The following is a 21,245-nucleotide window of genomic DNA, read 5'->3' as shown; positions in this document are numbered from 1 at the left end:
TCAAAAGTCCAGATTGTCGTAGTGATCCGCCGGAGCCATCCCCGGGACCCGGTCCGCCAGGAGCGCGCGAAACGACCGCCGGGATTTCACCCGGGCGTACCATTCCTTTGCCGTTTCGTTCTCTTCCCATGGCACGTCGCCGAGATAATCCACCACCGAGAGATGGGCAGCCGCCGCCAGATCGGCATAGGTCATCTGGTCGCCGGCCAGCCAATTCCGCTTGGAAATCAGGAACCCGATATATTTCAGGTGATATCGCACATTGGTCCGCGCAGCGCGAATCGCGCCCATGTCGGGCGGACCGCCGCCCAGCTCCGCGGGCATGAACCGCTTATAGATCTTTTCCGTGGCAAGGTAATCCGAGACCTCCTCGTGGAACTTGCCCAGAAACCAGTCGAGCAGACGGCGAACCTCGACCCGGTCTGCGATCTCCTGCGGCAGGAGCCTGCGGTCCCTTAGATCGCCCCCGCACACATCGTCCAGATAATCCGCAATTCCCCGGGCGCCCGGAACGGCCAAGCCGTCCTCGGCCACCAGCAGCGGGAGATTGCCGGCAGGATTCATTTCCAGAAACGGAATTCGCCGCTCCCACGGTTTCTCCTCGACGATGTCCGCCTCGAGACCCGTTTCCGCCAGGGCAAGGCGCACAAACCGCGAGTGCGGACAAAAAGGATACGAATGTAGGGTGGCCATGAGTGATGTGAGCGCCAAACAGACGGCGAGAATAAGGCTGCGCTTTGTTAACGTGCGGTAAGGAATTTTGGTGAATCTCATGTCCCAGACGCATGAAGACGGCCTTGCATGCGCAAAGCTTACTTGACACGTCCGGGGGCGCCCCTGCATCTGGCGCCGGTTTTAGGATTTTCAACGATGGCGAACATCATCGAGGCGCTCTTCCTGGGTCTCATCGAAGGGCTGACCGAGTTCCTGCCGGTCTCCTCGACGGGGCACTTGCTTCTCGTCGGGCACTTCCTGGGATTTGAATCCACGGGCCAGACCTTCGAGGTCCTAATCCAGCTGGGCGCGATCCTGGCGATCCTCTCGGTTTATTTTCATAAACTCTGGACCATCGCCAAGGCCCTGCCCCGCGACCCGGACGCCCGGCGCTTCGTGGTCGGCGTCGTGATCGCCTTCCTGCCCGCAGCCCTCATCGGGGCCGTGCTCCACGGCTTCATCAAGGAGGTGCTCTTCGACCCCTGGATCGTGTGCATGACCCTGATCGCGGGCGGCTTCGTCCTGCTTCTGGTCGATCGCATGCCCCTGGAAGTCACCCGGGACGACGCCACCCGCTTCCCCCTTCCCATGTATCTGAAGATCGGCTTTCTCCAGTGCCTCGCGATGGTCCCCGGCGTGTCCCGCTCGGGTGCCACCATCGTGGGCGCCATGCTCATGGGCGCCTCGAAGCGGGCGGCGGCGGAGTTCTCGTTCTTCCTCGCCATGCCCACCATGGCGGGCGCCTTCGCGTACGACCTTCTGAAGAACTACAAGGTCCTCTCGACGGACGATGTGATCACCATCGTCGTGGGCTTCATCGCCGCCTTCATCGCCGCGGTGATCGTCGTACGGTCCCTCTTGGACTATGTCTCCCGTCACGGCTTCACTCCGTTCGCCTATTGGCGGATCATCGTCGGCGTGGCGGGGCTTGCCGGCCTCATCGCCTTCGGGTGAGCCATGCCGGCGCGCGACGAAGCCCTGGCCGTTTCCCTCGCCATCGTGACCGCCTTGATGGTGACGGTGCTGGCGCTGCTCGTGGGCGCTCTCGCGGGGTCACAGGCCTCCTCACGGGCTTCTGGGCAGGCCGCGTCCGAACCCGCCTGCTCCGAATGGACGAACGGCTGCATCGTCTGCGCCCGTACCGCGCAGGGATTCGCCTGCTCGACGCCCGGCATCGCCTGCATCCCCAAGACCCCGCACTGCCTGAAGCCTTGAAACGTCTCCCGAGTCATCGCCAGCCCTGTGCCGGGGATGACGCGAAACGGCTTCCGAAATGCCTTCAAGGAATCGTCTTGTCCGGATAGCGGCAGAGGTCGTTGACGGGACAGCGCCAGCATTCGGGCCGCCGGGCCTTGCAGATATAGCGCCCGTGTAGGATGAGCCAGTGATGAGCGTGGAGCAGGTATTCCTTCGGAATCAGCGCCTCCAGCGCCACTTGCGTTTCCAGGGGCGTCTTCGTGACCACGAGCGGCAGGCGGTTGGCGACCCGGAAGATATGCGTGTCGACCGCGATGCGCGGGTCGCCGAAGGCGATGTTCACCACGACGCTCGCGGTCTTGCGGCCGACCCCCGGCAGGGTCTCGAGGATCTCGACGGAATTGGGCACCCCGCCCCCGAACTCCTCGACGAGCCGCTTCGCCATGGCGATCACATTCTTCGCCTTCGTGTTGAAGAAGTTCAGGGTCTTGACGTGCGGCCGAAGCCCGTCCTCGCCCAGTTCCAGCATCTTCTGCGGCGTATCGGCGACGCGAAAGAGCTCCTTCGTGGCCTTGTTGACGCCCACATCCGTGGCCTGGGCCGAGAGCGTCACGGCCACGAGAAGCGTATAGGGGTTGGTATAGTCCAGCTCGCCCTTGGGCTCCGGATTCGCCTCCTTGAGGCGACGGAAGATTTCGATCATGGTAGCTCGGTCGACGGGCTTGGGCCTGCGCTGGCGCAGAGCCTTCCCGACGGCCTTCGCCGGGACGGCGGCTTTCGATTTCGACACGGATTTGCGGCGGACCGGCTGCTTCAGTTCGGACATTCCCGCGTTATATCTAGACCATGGCAGGCAGCAAGGCGACATTTGAGGATGAAGCCGACCGGTTCGAGAAACCGGTGTTCTCGGCCGTCATCCGCCCGCACAGATCCTTGAGCCCGCACGGCTTCAGGATCGTGATGGTGCTGGTCTGCCTGACCTCCATCGTCGCGAGCCTGCCCTTCGTAATCATGGGCTTCTGGCCTGTCGCGGGCTTCTTCGGCCTCGATTTCCTCGGCCTGTTCATCGCATTCCGCATCAGCTACAGGCAGGGACAGGCCTTCGAGCTTCTGGAGCTGACCCCGATCCGCCTGCTGCTCCGGAAAGTCAGCGAGCGGGGCGAAGCGCATGAATGGCTGTTCAACCCGCTCTGGACCCGCCTCGACCGCGAGGTCGACGACGAGTTCGGCCTGCAGGAACTCGCCCTCACGTCCCGCAACCAGCATGTCGTGATCGCCCGCGACCTCTCGCCGGAAGAACGGGAAACCTTCGCCGATGCCTTCAGCCAGGCTCTTTCGGCCGTGAAGCGGGGCTATTGAAGCCCTCGCCTTCTATAAATGCACCCGTTCGCGAGCCTACCCCGCTGGGAGATCTCCGCCCCTCGGCCGGTTGGGCAAACCCGTCACAGGAATCGGGTGTCCCCTCCTCCTGGGACCGCTTAGAGTAGTCTCAAGAGGAAAACGTCATGCTCGATACATTGCGCGACATCACCATCGAACCCGGTCATCTCACCCCGCCGGAAGAGCCGCAGGCCGATTACGAGCGGGTGCGCCGGATCATAGCGTTCATTTCCGAGCGCTGGCGCGAGCAGCCTTCTCTGGAGGCCATCGCGGACCATGTGGGGCTCTCCACCACCCATGTGCATCATCTCTTCCGGCGCTGGGCGGGCTTGTCGCCGAAGGCCTTTCTCCAGGCGATCACCCTGGACAACGCCAAGGTGCTGCTCGCCTCCTCGGCCAGCATCCTGGACGCGACCTACGAGGTCGGGCTTTCGGGACCCGCCCGTCTCCACGATCTGTTCGTGACCCACGAGGCCATGACGCCCGGCGACTACAAGACGGGCGGCGCGGGTCTGACCATGCGCTACGGCTTCCACCCCTCCCCCTTCGGCGAGGCGATCCTGATGGCGACCGACCGAGGGCTGGCCGGGCTCGGCTTCGTGGACGACGGCGACCGGGCGGCCGCACTGGCCGATATGACCCGCCGCTGGCCGAAAGCGTCCTATGTGGAGGACGAGGCCGCGACGGCGCCGCTCGCCCGGCGCATCTTCAGCCCGTCACAATGGCAGGCGGAGCAGCCCCTGCGGGTGGTCCTCATCGGCACGGACTTCGAGGTGCGGGTCTGGCAGACCCTGCTGCGCATCCCCCGTGACAAGGCTACCACCTATTCCGATATCGCCCGCCATATCGGCAAGCCCGCCGCCTGCCGGGCGGTCGGCGCGGCGGTGGGGAAGAACCCCGTCTCCTTCGTAGTCCCCTGCCACCGGGTGCTCGGCCGCTCCGGCGCGCTCACGGGCTATCATTGGGGCCTGACCCGCAAGCAAGCGATTCTGGGGTGGGAAGCGGGCTGCGGTTTGGGTGAAAGCGCGACTTAGAGGCTTGAATCGATCCGCATCACTCACGCTGCCGCTTTCCGCGTCATGGCCGGGCTTGTCCCGGCCATCCACGTCTGAACAGTGGTTTCAAGGCGTGGATGCCTGGCCCGAAGCCGGGCATGGCGGCAGGTGGGCACTTCCTGCCGGGGGCCCAATCACTTTGCCATGACGGCTTTCAAAATGGAGAGCGGATCGACGTTGAGAACCTCGGCGATATCGATCAGCTCCAGTACGGTGATCTCACGTTCACCGCTTTCATATTTGCTGACGAATGTTTTGTATTTGCCGAGCCGCTTTCCCAGCTCTTCTTGGGTGAGCCCGGTCTTCTTACGTGCATGGCGCAAAAGCATGCAGAACTTTTCCTGCCGTGTCGTATGGAGCGATTTCATGTTGCCGCCGATGCTGAAGGGCAACAGACCAAGTATCCCTTTTCGGGAACTCTCCCAAAATGCCTAATTTCTCCTAAAATAGGATATTTGCTAAGGACATCCTTTAATCGACCATAGATTATCCACCCCATGCCCACTTCCTGAAAACGCTCTCGTGAAGCCAGCCTCTGGCATCGGCTCAATCCTGTCCAGGCCACGCGCATCATGGTCGGGTTCATTCCGGCCATCCACGTCCTAACAGCGGATTCATGCCGTCATGCCCGGCCCGAGGCCGGGCATGACGGCATGAAAGTGAAGCATCCTTGAAGCGGTAACCGGAGACTGCTATTCGCGCAGAAGCTGGTCGATCAGCGTTTTAGGCTCCAATCGCAAAGCCTCGGCGACAGCCAAGAACTCGATCAGGTCGAGTTGCCGCTCGCCTCTTTCATATTTGCTGACGAACGTCTTATAGGCTCCCATTTGCTCAGCCAGTTCGTCCTGCGTCAGACCGGCTTTCTTTCGTGCCGCCTTCAACAATACGCGCAGGCGCTCCTGCCGTTTGCTATGAATGGATTTTTGCATGCCCAGCCCGCTTTTGCGGACGGATGAAATATGCTGTTTCAGCCAATTAGCCAAAATGGCTATTTGCTATTCTGGCTAGTTTTCTCATAATCGAACGATGACGACCTCTTGGAAACGCTCTCGTGAAGCCCGGCTCTGGCATCGGCTCGATCCTGTCCAGGCCACCCGTATCATGGTGGATTGCCATGGAGACGGGGCCGGAGCGGAGGTGCTGCTGCGAGCTTTCCTGGCTGAGCGCGACATGAACCCGTCCGCCGTGCGGTTCTGGCTCGAAGTCTACGGGGCTCTGACCACGAGGCAGACTGCCTCCTCCACTCCGGCCCAGGCTGGCGCAGGCGAATAAGGCCAGGAGCGTCAGCCTCTTATCGCTATTGCAGCCCTGCAACAGCACCCGACTCCGATGCAATCAGGCCAACTAGCTATCAAGATCGTCTTGCAGCGCTTGAAACCCCTTCTTATATCAGCGCCAGCAGGGTTCGCCTCGACAGATGCGGACCTGTTACGTCAGTCAACATAAGCCATGGGCCGTGCCGCTTCGGGGTGCGGCGGTCTGCTTGAAAGTGAGGGATCCCGCCATGGGTAAGGTCATTGGTATCGACCTCGGCACCACCAATTCCTGCGTCGCTGTCATGGAAGGCACGACGCCCAAAGTTATCGAAAACTCGGAAGGCACCCGGACGACTCCGTCCATCGTCGCCTTCACGGACGAAGGCGAGCGCCTCGTCGGCCAGCCGGCCAAGCGCCAGGCGGTCACGAACCCGTCGCGCACCTTCTTCGCCATCAAGCGCCTGATCGGGCGCACCTTCAACGACCCCATGACCCAGAAGGACATGGGCCTCGTTCCGTACCACATCATCAAGGGTCCGAACGGCGACGCCTGGGTCGAAGCCGACGGCAAGCAGTATTCGCCGTCGCAGATCTCCGCCTTCACGCTGCAGAAGATGAAGGAAACCGCGGAGGCCTATCTCGGGCAGCCTGTGACCCAGGCCGTCATCACGGTTCCGGCCTATTTCAACGACGCCCAGCGCCAGGCCACCAAGGACGCGGGCAAGATCGCCGGCCTCGAGGTTCTGCGCATCATCAACGAGCCGACCGCTGCTGCCCTGGCCTACGGCCTCGACAAGAAGCAGACCGGCATGATCGCGGTCTACGACCTCGGCGGCGGCACCTTCGACGTGTCGGTCCTCGAGATCGGCGACGGCGTGTTCGAAGTGAAGTCCACCAACGGCGATACCTTCCTCGGCGGTGAAGACTTCGACATGCGCCTGGTCGAGTATCTCGCGGCCGAATTCAAGAAGGAGCAGGGCATCGACCTGACCAAGGACAAGCTCGCCCTTCAGCGCCTGAAGGAAGCCGCCGAGAAGGCGAAGATCGAGCTGTCCTCGGCCGCTCAGACCGAGATCAACCTGCCCTACATCACGGCGGATGCCTCCGGTCCGAAGCACCTCGCCCTCAAGCTCTCGCGCGCCAAGTTCGAGCAGCTCGTGGACGATCTGGTGCAGAAGACCATCGAGCCCTGCCGGAAGGCCCTCAAGGATGCCGGCATCTCGCCCGGCGACATCGACGAGGTCGTCCTGGTCGGCGGCATGACCCGCATGCCCAAGATCCAGGAAGTGGTGAAGACCTTCTTCGGCAAGGAGCCCCACAAGGGCGTGAACCCGGACGAGGTCGTGGCCATCGGCGCTGCGATCCAGGCGGGCGTGCTCCAGGGCGACGTGAAGGACGTTCTGCTCCTCGACGTGACCCCGCTCTCGCTGGGCATCGAGACGCTCGGCGGCGTGTTCACCCGTCTGATCGAGCGCAACACCACGATCCCGACGAAGAAGAGCCAGGTCTTCTCGACCGCCGAGGACAACCAGAACGCGGTGACCATCCGGGTCTTCCAGGGCGAGCGCGAAATGGCGGCGGACAACAAGCTGCTCGGCCAGTTCGACCTCATGGGCATTCCGCCCGCCCCGCGCGGCGTGCCGCAGATCGAGGTAACCTTCGACATCGACGCGAACGGCATCGTGAACGTCACGGCGAAGGACAAGGCTACGGCCAAGGAGCACCAGATCCGCATCCAGGCCTCCGGCGGCCTGTCGGACGCCGATATCGAGAAGATGGTGAAGGACGCCGAGGCTCACGCCGAGGAAGACAAGAAGCGCCGTGAGGTCGTCGAGGCCAAGAACCAGGGCGAAAGCCTGGTCCACGCCACCGAGAAGTCGCTCAGCGAGTACGGCGACAAGGTTTCGGAGTCCGACAAGCAGGGCATCCAGACCGCTATCGATGCACTCAAGCAGGCTCTCGCCGGCGAGGATGCCGAGGTCATCAAGGCCCGCACCACGGACCTGATGCAGGCTTCCATGAAGCTCGGCGAGGCCATGTACCAGGCTCAAGCCAACACTGGCGAGGCCAGCGCAGAGCAGCCGGAAGGCGGCGAGAACGCCCAGAAGGACGACGTCATCGACGCCGACTTCCAGGAGGTCGACGAAGGCGACAAGAAGAAGCGCGCTTAATCAACCATGCGTGCATCTTGACAGAATTCGGCACCCGGTTTCATCGCCGGGTGCCGTTTTCGTGAAACGGCTAGAAACAACAATGACCGATCCTTCGACCTATCATCACGATGCCTCGGCCGCCGGACCCGCTGGAGCGGGCCGATCCAAGCGCTCGGGCCCGGAGATCGGCAGCATAACGGAGCGTTTCTCCGCTCCCTGGGGCGCCTGACATGTCCAAGCGCGATTACTACGAGGTTCTCGGCGTCGCGAAGACCGCCAGCGAAGCGGAGATGAAATCCGCCTTCCGCAAGCTCGCTATGCAGTATCACCCGGACCGGAACCCGGGCGACCATGAAGCCGAGGTCAAGTTCAAGGAACTCAACGAGGCCTATCAGACCCTCTCCGATGGGCAGAAGCGCGCGGCCTACGACCGCTACGGTCACGCGGCCTTCGCCAATGGCGGCGCGGGCGGACCGGGCTTCGGAGGCGATTTCTCCGACTTCATGTCGGACATTTTCGAGAATTTCTTCGGCGATGCCGGCGGACGCGGCGGACGCGGCGGACGCAGCACGGGCGGACGCGAGCGCGGCGCGGATATGCGCTACAACCTCGAGATCTCTCTCGACGAGGCCTTCCACGGCAAAACGGCCGAGCTGAAGATCCCGACTTCCGTCACCTGCGAGGCCTGCTCAGGCTCCGGCGCGAAGCCCGGTTCGAAGCCGAAGGCCTGCCCCACCTGCGGCGGCGCAGGCCGCGTTCGGGCCACGCAGGGCTTCTTCTCCATCGAGCGTACCTGCCCGAACTGCCATGGGCGCGGCGAGGTGATCGACGACCCCTGCGCTTCCTGCGGCGGCGCCGGCCGCGTCACGCGCGAGCGCACGCTCTCGGTCAACATCCCGGCCGGCGTCGAGGACGGCACGCGCATTCGCCTGGCGGGCGAAGGCGAAGCGGGCCTGCGCGGCGGGCCGGCGGGCGACCTCTATATTTTCCTGTCCCTCAAGCCGCATCCCTTCTTCCAGCGGGACGGCGCGGACCTGTTCTGCCGCGTGCCGATCTCCATGGTGGCGGCGGCGCTCGGCGGCGAGTTCAGTGTGCCGACGCTCGGCGGCACCGAGGCGCTGGTCAAGGTTCCCGAGGGGACTCAGACCGGCAAGCAGTTCCGCTTGCGCGGCAAGGGCATGCCGGTCCTTCGCTCGCGGGACGTGGGCGACCTCTATATTCAGGTTGTTGTGGAAACCCCGCAAAAGCTTACCAAGCGTCAGCGCGAGCTTCTGGAGGAATTCGACAGGGAATGCTCGAAGGAAAACCACCCCGAGAGCTCGGGTTTCTTCTCGCGCTTCCGGGAATTTCTCGATGGCTTGGGCGGATCAAGTTAACTTGACGGTCGTTTCCTTTGAGTTCTAAACAGCCTTTGTGATCCGCCCGCTCGAGGGGTCTTCCCAGTGCTTCAGTCGTCCCAACGGCCCACGATCCGGAAACTGCCCTTCAAGAAGGATCGCTTTCAGGACGAGGCCCGGTTCCTCCGGTCCTGGCTCGAACGCCCCCTCGTCGTCGGCGCGGTGACGCCCTCGGGCAAGATCCTGGCGCGGACCATGGCATCCTATGTCGACCCCCGCATTCCGGGCCCCATCGTCGAGCTGGGTCCCGGCACCGGCCCGGTCACCGATGCCCTGATCCGGCGCGGCGTGGAACAGGAACGCCTGATCCTCGTCGAATTCAACCCCGAATTCTGCCAGCTCCTGAGGCGTCGCTTCCCGAAGGCGACCATCGTCCAGGGCGATGCCTACGATCTCAACGAAACATTGTCAGGCGTCCTGAAGGAGCCCGCGGCCGCCACCGTGTCGAGCCTGCCGCTCTTCACCAAGCCCATGGACCAGCGCCTGACCCTTCTCGAAACGGCGCAGGGGCTGATGCATCCGAGCGCTCCCTTCATCCAGTTCACCTATGCGGTCGTGCCGCCGATCCCGGCGCGCTCGCAATCGCACAAGGCCAGAGCCTCCAACCGGATCTGGCGCAACCTGCCCCCCGCCCGCGTCTGGGTCTACAACAAGGTCTCCCATCCATGAGCCAGCCTATGTCTCCTTCAGCGAATCCCATTCCGAAGGGAGACATGCGCGACAGATTGATCATCGGCCTCGACGTTCCGAGCGTCGAGGAGGCGCGCTCCGTCGTGACGCGCATCGGCGATGCGGGCAGCTTCTACAAGATCGGCTACCAGCTCGCCTATGCGGGCGGCTTCGAGTTCGCGCGCGAGCTGATCGGCCAGGGCAAGAAGATCTTCCTCGATCTCAAGCTGCATGACATCGGCAACACGGTCGAGGAAGGCGTGCGCTCCATCGCCCGCATGGGCGTCACCTTCCTGACCGTCCACGCCTATCCGCAGACCATGCGCGCGGCGGTCGCCGGAAAGGCCGGCTCTTCCTTAAAGATCCTCGCCGTGACCGTGCTGACCTCCTATGACGACAACGATCTCGTCGAAGCCGGCTATGCACCCGTATCGGCGGCCGAGCTCGTCGCCCGCAGGGCGGCCCAGGCGCGCGAGATCGGCATCGACGGCCTCGTCTGCGCCGCCACCGAAGCCGCGCGCGTTCGCGGCATCGTCGGCCCCGACCGCTTCATCGTCACCCCCGGCATTCGCCCTGCGGGGGCCGAGGCCGGCGACCAGAAGCGCATCGTCACTCCGGGCGACGCGATCCGCAACGGCGCGACCCACCTCGTGGTGGCGCGACCCATCGTCAAGGCCGAGGATCCGCGCGCGGCGGCAGAGGCCATCGTGCGGGAGATGGCGGAGGCTTGATGCCCCGCGCCGCCCAGCCTTCGCTGTTCATTCGCTTCAAGAGGAGGAGACCACCATGCCCAAGGGCTATGTCATCGCCCGCATCACCGTCACGAACCCGGAGGCCTATGCCGAATACGCCAAGGGCGCGACGGAGGCGATCAAGCAGTACGGCGGACGCCCGCTCGTACGCGGCGGCGCCTATGAGGCGCTGGAAGGCGAGGCCCGGGCGCGCAACGTGGTGATCGAATTCGACTCCGTTGAGCAGGCCCGCAGCTATTACCACTCCCCCGAATATCAGGCCGCGAAGGCCAAGCGCGAGGGCGCATGCGTGGCTGAATTCGTTCTGGTGGAAGGAGCCTGAACCATGGCGAAGGGCTATTGGATCGGCCGGGTCGATGTGCACAACCCGGACGCCTACAAGAATTACGTGACGGCCAATGCCGCCGCATTCTCCAAGTACGGCGCCCGCTTCCTGGTGCGAGGCGGCGGCTTCCGCGTCGCGGAAGGCGGCTCGCGCGACCGCAACGTGGTGATCGAGTTCCCGACCTATCAGGCCGCCCTGGAGTGCTGGGACTCGCCCGAGTATCAGGCCGCGAAGGCCGAACGGGACGGCCACGCGGTGGCGGATATCATCATCATCGAGGGCTACGAAGGCCCGCAGCCGGGTTGAGGCCCCTGCCGTGGCTGGGACAAGTCCGGCCATGACGAGAAAGGGCATTCTCGACGGTCATTGAGGCCGCTATATCCAGCGGCTCGGACAACAGGAGATCGAGCATGAGCGAAATGCGACTTGTCGTGGTCGGAGCGGCCGGGCGCATGGGGCGCATGCTCATCCACACCGTGGCCGAGACGGAAGGCTGCCGTCTCGTCGGCGCCATCGAGCGCGAGGGCTCCCAAGCCCTCGGACAGGATGCGGGCACGCTCGCAGGGCTCGCCCCTCTCGGCGTGAGCGTCACCGCCGATCCTCTGCCGGTCTTCGCCAAGGCCGACGGCGTTCTCGACTTCACCTCCCCGGCCGCCACGGTATCCTTCGCGGGCTTGGCCGCCCAGGCCCGCATCGTCCATGTGATCGGCACCACGGGCCTGAGGGATGACGATTTCACGAAGCTCGAAGCCGCGGCCCGCCACGCGCGGATCATCCAGTCCGGCAACATGTCCCTCGGGGTCAACCTGCTCGCCGGTCTCGTGCGCAAGGTGGCTGCGACCCTGGACGAGGATTTCGATATCGAGATCCTCGAAATGCACCACCGCATGAAGGTCGATGCGCCCTCCGGCACCGCCCTGCTCCTCGGAGAGGCTGCCGCGACGGGGCGCGACATTTCACTCAAGGAGCGCTCGGTGCGCAGCCGCGACGGGCACACGGGGGCACGCAATGCGGGCGATATCGGCTTTGCGACCCTTCGCGGCGGCTCGGTGGTCGGCGACCATACGGTAATCTTCGCAGGCGCCGGCGAGCGACTGGAGCTGTCGCATCGCGCGGAGGATCGCAGCATTTTCGCGCGCGGCGCGGTGAAAGCCGCGCTCTGGGGCTTCGACAAAAAACCCGGTTATTACACGATGGCCGATGTGCTCGGCCTCCAAGACCTCTAAAACACCCCTGCTAATACATCCTTGCCAGGACTACGGAGACGCTAAAGAGATGGATCGCCTTCTTGTGCTTGCCCGCCACGGCCAGAGCGAATGGAACCTCAAGAACCTGTTCACCGGCTGGAAGGACCCGGGCCTGACCGATCTCGGGATCGAAGAGGCGCGCAATGCGGGCCGCCGCCTGAAGGAGATGGGCGTGCAGTTCGACGTCGCCTACACCTCCGCTCTGGGCCGCGCCCAGCGCACCTGCAAGCTGATCCTGGAAGAAATCGGCCAGCCCGACCTCAAGACCATCGCCGACCAGGCGCTCAACGAGCGCGATTACGGCGATCTCTCCGGCCTCAACAAGGACGATGCCCGCGCCCGCTGGGGTGAGGAGCAGGTCCACGTCTGGCGCCGCTCCTACGATGTGCCCCCGCCCGGCGGCGAGAGCCTGAAGGACACGGTAGCCCGCGTCCTGCCCTATTACATCCGCGAGATCCTGCCCCGCGTGATGCGCGGCGAGCGCGTCCTCGTGGCCGCCCACGGCAACTCGCTGCGCGCGCTCGTGATGGTGCTCGACGGCCTGACCGCCGAGACGATCCCGAGCCTGGAGCTCGCGACCGGCATCCCGCTGGTCTATCGGCTCAACGACGACACCACCGTGGCCGACAAGAAGGTTCTGGAGGGGTAAGCCAGGCCTGATTGCGGGCCATCCCCGTTTCGAGGAGCGGCGCCGCATCGAACGACAGGATCCCCGGGGCACACCCGGGGATGACGAATGAGGACCAATCCGTCAGAATCAGCCCATGTCCTCTCTCATCCTTGCTCCCGGCCTCGTCTACTACCCGGACTATCTCGACCGCGCGGCGCAGGAGCGGCTTCTCCAGTCCCTGCGCGCCATCACGCGAGCCGCCCCTCTCTTCGCCCCGTGCATGCCGCGCACCGGCAAGCCCTTCTCCGTGCGCATGACCAATTGCGGAAGGCTCGGCTGGGTCTCCGACATCGACGGCTATCGCTATCAGCCGACCCATCCCGAGACCGGGGAGCCCTGGCCCGCGATGCCCGAGCAGGCACGGCAGGCTTGGGAGCATTTGAGCGGCTATCCTCACCCGGCCGATGCCTGCCTGATCAACTTCTACGCTCCAGAAGCCCGCATGGGCCTGCATCAGGACAAGGACGAGGAGGAGTTCGGCGCGCCGGTCGTTTCGCTCTCCTTGGGCGATACGGCCCTGTTCCGCTATGGCGGCATCGAGCGGAAGGACCCGACCCGGTCGATCCGCCTCAAATCCGGTGACGCGATCGTGTTCGGCGGGCCGGCCCGCCTGATCCATCATGGCATCGACCGGCTGATCCCCGGCCATTCGGACCTGCTGCCGCAGGGAGGACGGCTCAATCTCACCTTGCGCAAGGTGGAAAAGCCGCTTTACAGCATCGGACGTGAAATCGGACCCACATCCGATGCTGTAAGTTGATGGTTTTGAGCATCTTTCCACGCAAAACCGGTTCCCACTTTTGCGTCCGATAGTGTTCTTGAGCATCTTTCCACGCAAAACCGGTTCCCACTTTTGCGTCCGATAGTGTTCTTGAGCATCTTTCCACGCAAAACCGGTTCCCACTTTTGCGTCCGATGCTGTTCTTGAGTATCTTTCCACGCAAAACCGGTTCCCACTTTTGCGTCCGATGCTCTAAGCCTTAAAGTCCAAGAGCGCTCGAGGGGTGACCATGAAAATTCTGACCGCTGCAGCATTCGGCCTCGTCCTGTCGCTCCAGGCGGCTTTCGCCGCGGACCCCGTCTTCCCGCCGGCATCGCGCCTCGGCCTGGTTCCTCCGCCCGACATGATCCTGTCGAAGCGCGTCAGCGGCTTCGAGAACGAGGAGCGGGCGGCCGTGATCACCTTCACGGAGCTGCCGCCCGGCGCATTCGAGCAGCTCGCCTCCGGACTGAACAAGGATGCGCTCAGGAAACAGGGCCTGGAGCTGATATCCCGGGAGAACGTGAAGCTCGGAACCGGTAGCTCCGGCGTTCTCGTCAGCAGCACCATGACGAAGCCCGATATGGGCCGGAAATGGCTTCTCCTGGTCAAGGACGAGGCCCTGACCGGCCTCGTCGTGGCGCAGGTGATCGGCGGCCGGGACGGCTACAGCGACGCGCAGATCCGGACCGCCTTGAAGAGCGTCGCCCTGCGCCATGACGTGACCCTGGAGGAGAAGGTCGCCGCTCTGCCCTTCCGGGTCGCCGAGACGGCCGGGTTCAGGCCCGTTCGCGTGATCGCCGGAACGTCCGTGCTGTACACCGATGGACCGAAGGATATGATCAAGGCCGTCGAGCAGCCGATGATGATCGTCGGAGCCTCCCGTCAGACCCCACCCAATTCCGACGAGCAGCGCAAACAATTCGCGCAGGCCGCCCTCTATGCCAACCAGGTGATCAAGAACGTCAGGATCGAGCGCTCCGATTCCTTCCGCCTCCGTGGCCAGGACTGGCACGAGATCGTCGCGAGAGCGGTCGAGGCGGATTCGGGTCAACCGATCGTGGTCATGCAATCGATCCGTTTCGCGGGGGATCGCTATGTGCGCATGGTCGGCCTGACTCGCGAGGAGCAGCGGGACCAGAACCTGCCGCGCTTCCGTGCGATCGCCGACAGCGTCGAGCCGAAATTTTAAGGCATCGAACGCAAAAGTGGGAACCGGTTTTGCGTGAAAAGATGTTCAAGATCAAAATGTTAAAGCATCGAACGAGATAGAGCAGGCATTCTGACGGGATCAGAATGCCTGCTCTAGACGGCGAACCGGATCCAATTCGCCAAGGATGCTCTACGAAGCGGAGGAAGGGTTCTCGGCGGTCTCGGAACCTGCTCCGTTGGATGGGGCCTTGGGGCCACCCTTGGCAACGCCGACGAGGGCCGGGCGCAGCACCCGTTCGCCGATCACGTAGCCCGACTGAACCACCTGCACCACCGTGCCGTTCGGCACGTCGGGATTGGGCACCTCGAACATGGCCTGATGGACGTTCGGGTCGAACTTCTGGCCCTCCGGATCGAGCTTTTTCACCCCGTGACGCTCCAGCGTGTTGAGAAGGTCACGCTCCGTGAGGTCGATCCCCTCGATGAGGCCCTTGAAGGCCCCCTCGGCGCCGGCGCGGGCCTCGCCCGGCACGCTCTCGATGGCGCGCCGCACGTTGTCGGCCACGGTGAGCATGTCACGGGCGAAATTCGCCACCGCGTAGGTTCGGGCGTCGGCGATCTCGCGCTCCGTGCGGCGACGCAGGTTTTCCATGTCGGCCATCAAGCGCAGGAGCTTGTCCTTCAGATCGGCTTTCTCGGCCTCGAGAACAGCCACCGGATCGGGCTGAGATGCAGCGGCGGCCTCGTTCTCGGCGCCGCTGGGGCTCTCGGCCTGAGGATTGATGTTCTGATTGTCCGTGTCGTTCGGGTTCATGGTCGATCAACTACCGATAGGAGAAAGGGTCAGGGCACATATCAGGTCGAAGCGCTCACAAATCAAGCGCTTCGCCGCTGGAACGGCTCAGCTTCCTCCGCCTTGAACACATCGAGCAGGGAGCGGCGGATCGTGGACTGGCGGCCTGCATGGGTCACCTTCGTGCCCGTCAGATCCGTCACGTAGAACACGTCCACGGCTTTTTCGCCGAAAGTCGCGATGTGAGCGGAAGCGATATTGAGGTTGAGTTTGCCGAGGGCCGTGGTGAGATCGTAGAGCAGGCCCGTCCGGTCCAGCCCCGAGATCTCGATGACGGTCTGGCGGCTCGACAGCGAGTTGTCGATATTGACCTCCGGGGGCACATGGAACGCCTTCGCGGGCTTCGACGGCCGCCGGCTCTCCACGAGGTCTGCGATCTTGACTTCACCCTTCAGGGCACGCTCGATGGCCTTTGCGACCCGCTCCGCCCGGCGCAGCTCGTCCTCGTCCCGGTCGAAAGCCCGCGACAGCACGATCGTGTCGAGCGCCATGCCGTCGGTCGTCGTGAAGATCTGCGCATCGACGATGTTTCCGCCTGCCGCCGCACAGGCGCCGGTCACGATGGCAAGCAGGCGCGGATGGTCGGGCGACAGGATGGTGAGTTCCGTGACGCCGCGGAAATGATCGGTCTCGCAGGTTGTCGTGACCGTGCGCCCTGCCCTTTCCGCATCGCGCACGAAATGCGCCTGCTTCACGCGCCGCTCCTCGTCCGTCTTCAGCCAATAGGCCGGCATGTGGCGGGCTGCGTAGGCCTCGAATTCCTCGTCCGGCCAATCGGGAAGCGCCGCACGCAGCTGCTCCTGCGCGAGACGGACGCGATCCGAACGTGCCACATCCGCGACGCCTCCACCGAGCAGCATTTCGGTTTCGTAATAGAGCGTGCGTAGGAGCTGACCTTTCCAGCCCGTCCAGGTGCCGGGGCCCACGGCCTTGATGTCCGCGATGGTGAGCACGAGCAGGAGCTTCAGGCGCTCCATGGTCTGAACCACATCCGCGAAGCTCTTGATGGTGGCGGGATCCGACAGGTCGCGGCTCTGGGCCGTGTTGGACATGAGCAGGTGGTGCTCGACGAGCCAGGCGACCGTATTCGTTTCCGCTTCGGTCAATCCGAACCGGGGTCCGAGCTTGCGCACGATCGCCGCGCCTGCGATCGAGTGATCCTGCGGCCGTCCCTTGGCGATGTCGTGCAGGAAGACCGCCACATAGAGCGCTCTTCGGTTCTGGATCGTACCGAAGATCTGGTTGGCGAGCGGATGATCGTTGCCGAGCTGGCCCGCCTCGATTTCCGTCAGCACGCCGATGGAGCGGATGAGGTGCTCGTCGACCGTGTAGTGATGATACATGTTGAACTGCATCATCGCGACGATGCGTCCGAAATCGGGGACGAAGCGGCCGAGCACGCCGGCCTCGTTCATGCGCCGCAGCACCACCTCGGGCGCGTTCTTCGACGTGATGATGTCGAGGAAGAGCCGGTTTGCCTCCGAATCGCGACGAAGGTGCGGTCCGATCAGCTTGATCGAGCGGGTCGCCAACCGGGTCGCATCGGGATGAATTGCGAGGTTGTGCTTGTCCGCGAGCCAGAAGAGACGGATGAGATTGACGGGATCGCGCGCGAAGACCTCGTCGTTGTTCACGTTGATGCGGTTATTGTCGATGACGAAATCGTTGCCTGCGAGCGCGCCGCCGCGCCGCCGGCGAAAGCGCCCGAACACGCGATCGAGCATGGGCCGCTTCTTGGTCTGCCTCGCTTCGAGTTCTGCGCAGACGATGGCCGTCAGATCTCCCACATCCTTGGCGATGAGGAAATAGGACTTCATGAAACGTTCGACCCCGGACAGGCCGCCTCGGGGCGCAAAGCCGATGCGCTCGGCGATGACGCGCTGCAGATCGAAGGTGAGGCGCTCTTCCGCGCGGCCAGTCGCGAAATGCATGTGGCAGCGCACGCGCCAGAGGAACTCCTCGCATCGCTGGAAGAGCTTGAACTCCTCCGGCGTGAAGAGCCCCGCCTTCACGAGGTCCCTCGGCCTCTTCACCTGGTAGACGTATTTGCCGATCCAGAAGAGCGTGTTGAGATCGCGCAGGCCGCCCTTGCCGTCCTTCACGTTGGGCTCGACGAGATAGCGCGACGCTCCCGCCTTGGCGACGCGCGCATCGCGCTCCTTCAGCTTCGCGTCGACGAATTCCGCAGCGGACGCGGCGACGATCTCCTTGTCGAACCGCTGCACGAGATCGTTGTAGAGTGCGCGATCCCCGAGCAGGAACCGGGCCTCGAGAAGCGAGGTGCGGATCGTCATGTCGGCGGACGACTCGCGCAGGCAGTCGTCCACCGAGCGGGTGGCATGTCCGACTTTCAGCTTGAGATCCCACAGCACATACAGCATCGCCTCGACGACGCTCTCGCCCCAGGCGGTCTGCTTGTAGGGAAGAAGGAACAGAAGGTCGACATCCGAACCCGGAGCCAGGGTCCCACGCCCGTATCCGCCCGTGGCCACGATAGCGATGCGCTCGCCCGAGGACGGATTCACCGCAGGATAGAGATGCCGTACCACCGCGTCGTGGACGAGGCGGACAAGATCATCCATGCGGGCCGAGAGATACTTGGCGCAGAGAAGGCCGTCTTTCGTCTCCAGCAGTTGCTGCTCGGCCTTGGCGCGGCACTCCTCGAGATAAAGCTTCAGCTCGGGCACGAGCAGGGTCCGCAACTGTCCCGAATCGCGGATCGGCGCGTCGCCAAGGGACGTGAGGATGGCATCGAGAGACTGAAGCGGCATGGCACGACCATCGCAGATGATCGCATGGCTTACCACTCCGCGTGCCCTGTCCCAAGAGCCGGCTGGACTTATCCGTTAAGACGGATAGAGTGTTCTTTATATGAAATTTTGTTTGACATAAGGAACCCTGGGTTTCATAAAAAGAACACGCGCCGATTTGAGCAAGCAGCTTGCGGGCGCGAAACAAGTGCAGCTAAAGCGCCGGGTGCTGCCGGATCACGGTCCCAAGCTCCCATGCGCACAACATGGGACTGACAACATGAGCCTGACCCGCCGCCTTCTCCTCGCAGCCTCCATCGCCACGGGCCTGACCTCCTTCGCCGCTGGCGCCCTCGCCCAGCCGAAGGAGATCAAGATCGACTTCGCCACCTACAATCCGGTGAGCCTCGTCCTGAAGGACAAGGGCTTCCTGGAAAAGGAACTGGAAAAGGACGGCATCGGCGTCCGCTGGGTGCAATCGCTCGGCTCCAACAAGGCCCTTGAATTCCTCAATGCCGGTTCGATCGATTTCGGCTCCACGGCAGGCGCGGCAGCCCTGATCGCCAAGATCAACGGCAACCCGATCAAGTCGATCTACGTCTATTCCCGCCCCGAATGGACCGCCCTCGTCACCCGCAAGGACACGGGCATCACCAAGGTCGAGGACCTGAAGGGCAAGCGCATCGCGGTTACCCGCGGCACCGATCCGCACATCTTCCTCGTTCGCGCCCTCCAGGACGCCAAGCTCACCGAGAAGGACGTGAAGCTCGTCCTGCTCCAGCATCCGGACGGCCGCACGGCCCTCGAGCGCGGCGACGTGGATGCCTGGGCCGGCCTCGACCCGCTCATGGCCGCCGCGGAGGTCGAAAGCGGCGCTCAGCTCTTCTACCGCAATGCGGGGGCCAACACCTGGGGCGTGCTGAACGTGTCCGAGAGCTTCGCCAAGGACAACCCGGCTCTCGTCGGCCGCGTCCTGAAGGCCTATGAGCAGGCCCGCCAATATGCGCTCGCCAATCCGCAAGAGCTGAAAAAGGCCCTCGTGACCTATACCAAGCTGCCGGAGGCGGTGATCGAGCGCCAGCTGGAGCGCACGGAGCTCACCCATTCCGCCATCGGCCAGCCGCAGGCCGACACGATCGTGGCTGCGGGCATCGCCCTCCAGCAGGCCGGCGTCATTCCCGCCGATACGGATGTCCGCGCCGCCGTCGATGGTCTCATCGACCGTCAATACGCCACGGCCGCCCGCTAATGACTTCATCACGGGAGAGCGCCGTGTCAGGCGAAATTGCAACTTCCGCCTGGTCCTCCCAACAGGGGTCCGCCGCTCTCGCGGCCCCTTCCCTTGCCGAGAAGCGTCGCGCCTTCGACTGGCGCATGCTTCTCGGCTTTTTGCTCCCCGTCGCGATCGCCGGCCTCTGGGAGGCCGCCGTGCACGTCGGCCTCGCCCAGGGACGCCTCGTTCCGCCGCCGAGCCGTATTTTCGCGGCGCTCTGGGCTCTCGCCGAAACCGGCGAATTGTGGACCCATGTCTGGGCCACGCTCTGGCGCATCGTCACCGGTTTCGTGCTCGGAGCCGCCGCCGGCATCGTCTTCGGAGCCCTGTCAGGCGCCAGCGACACGATCCGCCGCATTCTCGATCCGACCCTTCAGGCCCTGCGCGCCATTCCGTCCATCGCCTGGGTCCCGCTCTTCATCCTCTGGCTCGGCATCTTCGAGGCCTCGAAGGTGGCGCTGATCGCCGTGGGCGTGTTCTTCCCGGTCTATCTCGGCATCGCGGGAGCGATCCTCTCTGTCGACCGCAAGCTCGTCGAGGTCGGCCACGTGTTCCGCCTTTCGCGCTACAAGCTCGCCAAACGCATCCTGCTGCCCGCCGTTCTGCCAGAAGCCGTCATCGCGCTGCGCTCGGGTCTCGGCCTCGGCTTCATGTTCGTGGTCGCGGCCGAATTCATGGGCGCTTCGGAGGGCCTCGGCTATCTGCTCGTCGACGGACAGCAGATGGGCAAGCCCGACCAGATCCTCGCCGCCATCATCGCCTTCGCCCTCCTGGGCAAGATCGCCGACAGCCTGCTCGTCCTTCTGACCAAGCCCCTCGTGCGCTGGCAGGACACCGTGCGGGAGAGACTCTGATGCTTCAGCTCGAACACCTCTCCAAAACCTATGCGGACGGCACGCGCGCGCTGTCCGACATCAATCTTTCCGTTCGCCCTGGCGAGATCATCGCTCTCATCGGCGGCTCCGGCTGCGGCAAGACGACTCTGCTGCGCCTCGTTGCGGGCCTTGATCGGACGAGCGCGGGCGCGATCCGTCTCGACGGCGAGGCGCTCGCCGGCCCGCATCCTTCCGTCGGCATCGTTTTCCAGGAGCCGCGCCTCCTGCCGTGGCTGTCGGTCGCCGACAACATCGCCTTCGGCCTCGATCATCTCACTGCGGGCGAGCGCAATGCCCGCGTCCGGCATGCCCTTGAGAAGATCAGCCTGTCCGAACATGCCGGCCGCTGGCCGCGCGATCTGTCCGGCGGGCAGCAGCAGCGCGTGGCGATTGCCCGCGCTTTCGTGACGAACCCGAAGGTCCTGCTCCTCGACGAGCCCTTCTCGGCGCTCGACGCCTTCACCCGCGCGAGCCTGCACGAGCATCTGCTGGGCTTGTGGGAGGAGACGCGTCCCACGGTCGTTCTCGTGACGCACGATGTGCAGGAGGCCGTGACGCTGGCCGACCGCGCCGTCGTGATGCAGCCCAAGCCCGGCCGCATCTTCGACGAGCTGCCGCTCACCCTCTCCCGCCCGCGCGACAAAACGGGCCCGGCCTTTGAAACCTCCGTGCGCCGCGTCTTGACGGCGCTCGATCATTCCCTCAACACGCCTTCACAGCAGCCGCAGCGCGAGCGCGACCGTCAGGCCGCTGCTTTGTGGTGGTAA

Annotated in this window: 24 protein-coding genes and 1 riboswitch; of the genes, 18 read left to right on the top strand and 6 right to left on the bottom strand. The window is 64.1% G+C overall.

The genetic code is table 11. The features are described from left to right. Positions 1 to 693, bottom strand: coding sequence for a glutathione S-transferase family protein (locus AB8841_RS12710; RefSeq protein WP_370436206.1), 693 nt, complete (start codon positions 691 to 693; stop codon positions 1 to 3). Positions 694 to 870: 177 nt separating this feature from the next. Here AB8841_RS12710 and AB8841_RS12705 point away from each other — a divergent pair, with 177 nt between their 5' ends. Next, positions 871 to 1,668, top strand: coding sequence for an undecaprenyl-diphosphate phosphatase (locus AB8841_RS12705; RefSeq protein ID WP_370436205.1), 798 nt, complete (start codon positions 871 to 873; stop codon positions 1,666 to 1,668). 3 nt (positions 1,669 to 1,671) lie between these two features. Then, positions 1,672 to 1,929, top strand: coding sequence for a hypothetical protein (locus AB8841_RS12700; protein WP_370436204.1), 258 nt, complete (start codon positions 1,672 to 1,674; stop codon positions 1,927 to 1,929). Positions 1,930 to 1,993: 64 nt separating this feature from the next. Here the strand turns inward: AB8841_RS12700 and nth are convergent, their stop codons facing one another. After that, positions 1,994 to 2,737, bottom strand: coding sequence for an endonuclease III (gene nth / locus AB8841_RS12695; RefSeq protein WP_370436203.1), 744 nt, complete (start codon positions 2,735 to 2,737; stop codon positions 1,994 to 1,996). Between the two features lie 20 nt (positions 2,738 to 2,757). Here nth and AB8841_RS12690 point away from each other — a divergent pair, with 20 nt between their 5' ends. Together AB8841_RS12690 and AB8841_RS12685 are read left to right on the top strand one after the other, a co-directional pair. Then, entirely contained in the window at positions 2,758 to 3,270 is a 513-nt protein-coding gene (locus AB8841_RS12690) for a DUF2244 domain-containing protein (protein WP_370436202.1), read from the top strand. 146 nt (positions 3,271 to 3,416) lie between these two features. Then, positions 3,417 to 4,325, top strand: coding sequence for a methylated-DNA--[protein]-cysteine S-methyltransferase (locus tag AB8841_RS12685; protein ID WP_370436201.1), 909 nt, complete (start codon positions 3,417 to 3,419; stop codon positions 4,323 to 4,325). A gap of 155 nt (positions 4,326 to 4,480) precedes the next feature. On the opposite strand, the gene AB8841_RS12680 is transcribed toward AB8841_RS12685, so the two are convergent. Together AB8841_RS12680 and AB8841_RS12675 are read right to left on the bottom strand one after the other, a co-directional pair. Further along, on the bottom strand, positions 4,481 to 4,738 hold the full coding sequence (locus AB8841_RS12680) for a helix-turn-helix domain-containing protein (RefSeq protein ID WP_370436200.1): 258 nt from the start codon (positions 4,736 to 4,738) through the stop codon (positions 4,481 to 4,483). Between the two features lie 300 nt (positions 4,739 to 5,038). Next, complete coding sequence (locus AB8841_RS12675) at positions 5,039 to 5,329, bottom strand: helix-turn-helix domain-containing protein (RefSeq protein ID WP_370436199.1); 291 nt, start codon at positions 5,327 to 5,329, stop codon at positions 5,039 to 5,041. A 43-nt stretch (positions 5,330 to 5,372) separates the two neighbouring features. Here AB8841_RS12675 and AB8841_RS12670 point away from each other — a divergent pair, with 43 nt between their 5' ends. The 11 genes from AB8841_RS12670 (at position 5,373) to AB8841_RS12620 (ending at position 14,767) form a co-directional block, all read left to right on the top strand. After that, entirely contained in the window at positions 5,373 to 5,618 is a 246-nt protein-coding gene (locus AB8841_RS12670) for a hypothetical protein (protein ID WP_370436198.1), read from the top strand. 232 nt (positions 5,619 to 5,850) lie between these two features. Further along, entirely contained in the window at positions 5,851 to 7,773 is a 1,923-nt protein-coding gene (gene dnaK / locus AB8841_RS12665) for a molecular chaperone DnaK (RefSeq protein WP_370436197.1), read from the top strand. A 212-nt stretch (positions 7,774 to 7,985) separates the two neighbouring features. Beyond that, a complete protein-coding gene (gene dnaJ, locus AB8841_RS12660) occupies positions 7,986 to 9,131 on the top strand; it encodes a molecular chaperone DnaJ (protein ID WP_370436196.1) in 1,146 nt (381 codons plus the stop codon). 66 nt (positions 9,132 to 9,197) lie between these two features. After that, on the top strand, positions 9,198 to 9,821 hold the full coding sequence (locus AB8841_RS12655) for a class I SAM-dependent methyltransferase (protein ID WP_370436195.1): 624 nt from the start codon (positions 9,198 to 9,200) through the stop codon (positions 9,819 to 9,821). Next, complete coding sequence (pyrF, locus tag AB8841_RS12650) at positions 9,818 to 10,552, top strand: orotidine-5'-phosphate decarboxylase (protein ID WP_370436194.1); 735 nt, start codon at positions 9,818 to 9,820, stop codon at positions 10,550 to 10,552. Before AB8841_RS12655 ends, pyrF begins: the two co-directional genes overlap by 4 nt. Before the next feature lie 55 nt (positions 10,553 to 10,607). Further along, complete coding sequence (locus AB8841_RS12645) at positions 10,608 to 10,895, top strand: DUF1330 domain-containing protein (protein ID WP_370436193.1); 288 nt, start codon at positions 10,608 to 10,610, stop codon at positions 10,893 to 10,895. A 3-nt stretch (positions 10,896 to 10,898) separates the two neighbouring features. Then, on the top strand, positions 10,899 to 11,204 hold the full coding sequence (locus tag AB8841_RS12640; protein ID WP_370436192.1) for a DUF1330 domain-containing protein: 306 nt from the start codon (positions 10,899 to 10,901) through the stop codon (positions 11,202 to 11,204). Between the two features lie 113 nt (positions 11,205 to 11,317). After that, the gene (gene dapB / locus AB8841_RS12635) at positions 11,318 to 12,124 is read left to right on the top strand and encodes a 4-hydroxy-tetrahydrodipicolinate reductase (protein WP_370439260.1); all 807 of its coding nucleotides are present in this window, start codon (positions 11,318 to 11,320) and stop codon (positions 12,122 to 12,124) included. A gap of 49 nt (positions 12,125 to 12,173) precedes the next feature. Then, positions 12,174 to 12,794 (top strand): 2,3-bisphosphoglycerate-dependent phosphoglycerate mutase, encoded by a 621-nt coding sequence (locus tag AB8841_RS12630; RefSeq protein WP_370436191.1) that lies wholly within the window; start codon positions 12,174 to 12,176, stop codon positions 12,792 to 12,794. A gap of 115 nt (positions 12,795 to 12,909) precedes the next feature. Then, positions 12,910 to 13,575: an alpha-ketoglutarate-dependent dioxygenase AlkB gene (locus AB8841_RS12625; protein WP_370436190.1), complete on the top strand. Its 666-nt coding sequence runs from the start codon at positions 12,910 to 12,912 to the stop codon at positions 13,573 to 13,575. Between the two features lie 250 nt (positions 13,576 to 13,825). After that, on the top strand, positions 13,826 to 14,767 hold the full coding sequence (locus tag AB8841_RS12620; RefSeq protein WP_370436189.1) for a hypothetical protein: 942 nt from the start codon (positions 13,826 to 13,828) through the stop codon (positions 14,765 to 14,767). Between the two features lie 150 nt (positions 14,768 to 14,917). On the opposite strand, the gene grpE is transcribed toward AB8841_RS12620, so the two are convergent. Next, positions 14,918 to 15,541, bottom strand: coding sequence for a nucleotide exchange factor GrpE (gene grpE / locus AB8841_RS12615; protein ID WP_370436188.1), 624 nt, complete (start codon positions 15,539 to 15,541; stop codon positions 14,918 to 14,920). Between the two features lie 62 nt (positions 15,542 to 15,603). Next, positions 15,604 to 18,351 carry a [protein-PII] uridylyltransferase gene (locus AB8841_RS12610; protein WP_370436187.1) on the bottom strand — a complete coding sequence of 916 codons (2,748 nt, stop codon included), beginning with the start codon at positions 18,349 to 18,351 and terminating at the stop codon, positions 15,604 to 15,606. Between the two features lie 139 nt (positions 18,352 to 18,490). After that, a riboswitch (SAM riboswitch) is annotated at positions 18,491 to 18,568 on the top strand. Positions 18,569 to 18,610: 42 nt separating this feature from the next. Between AB8841_RS12610 and AB8841_RS12605 the strand changes: the two genes are divergently transcribed. The 3 genes from AB8841_RS12605 to AB8841_RS12595 all read left to right on the top strand — a co-directional run bounded on the left by AB8841_RS12605 (position 18,611) and on the right by AB8841_RS12595 (position 21,245). Next, a complete protein-coding gene (locus AB8841_RS12605) occupies positions 18,611 to 19,579 on the top strand; it encodes an aliphatic sulfonate ABC transporter substrate-binding protein (protein ID WP_370436186.1) in 969 nt (322 codons plus the stop codon). A 125-nt stretch (positions 19,580 to 19,704) separates the two neighbouring features. Further along, positions 19,705 to 20,457, top strand: a complete 753-nt coding sequence (locus AB8841_RS12600; RefSeq protein ID WP_370439259.1) for an ABC transporter permease — start codon at positions 19,705 to 19,707, stop codon at positions 20,455 to 20,457. Continuing rightward, positions 20,457 to 21,245 carry an ABC transporter ATP-binding protein gene (locus AB8841_RS12595; protein WP_370436185.1) on the top strand — a complete coding sequence of 263 codons (789 nt, stop codon included), beginning with the start codon at positions 20,457 to 20,459 and terminating at the stop codon, positions 21,243 to 21,245. Before AB8841_RS12600 ends, AB8841_RS12595 begins: the two co-directional genes overlap by 1 nt.

The organism is Microvirga sp. TS319 (assembly GCF_041276405.1).
Classification (GTDB): Bacteria; Pseudomonadota; Alphaproteobacteria; order Rhizobiales; family Beijerinckiaceae; genus Microvirga.
Note: the sequence above shows the minus strand (reverse complement) of the source record. Positions and strands in the feature narration are given on the sequence as shown.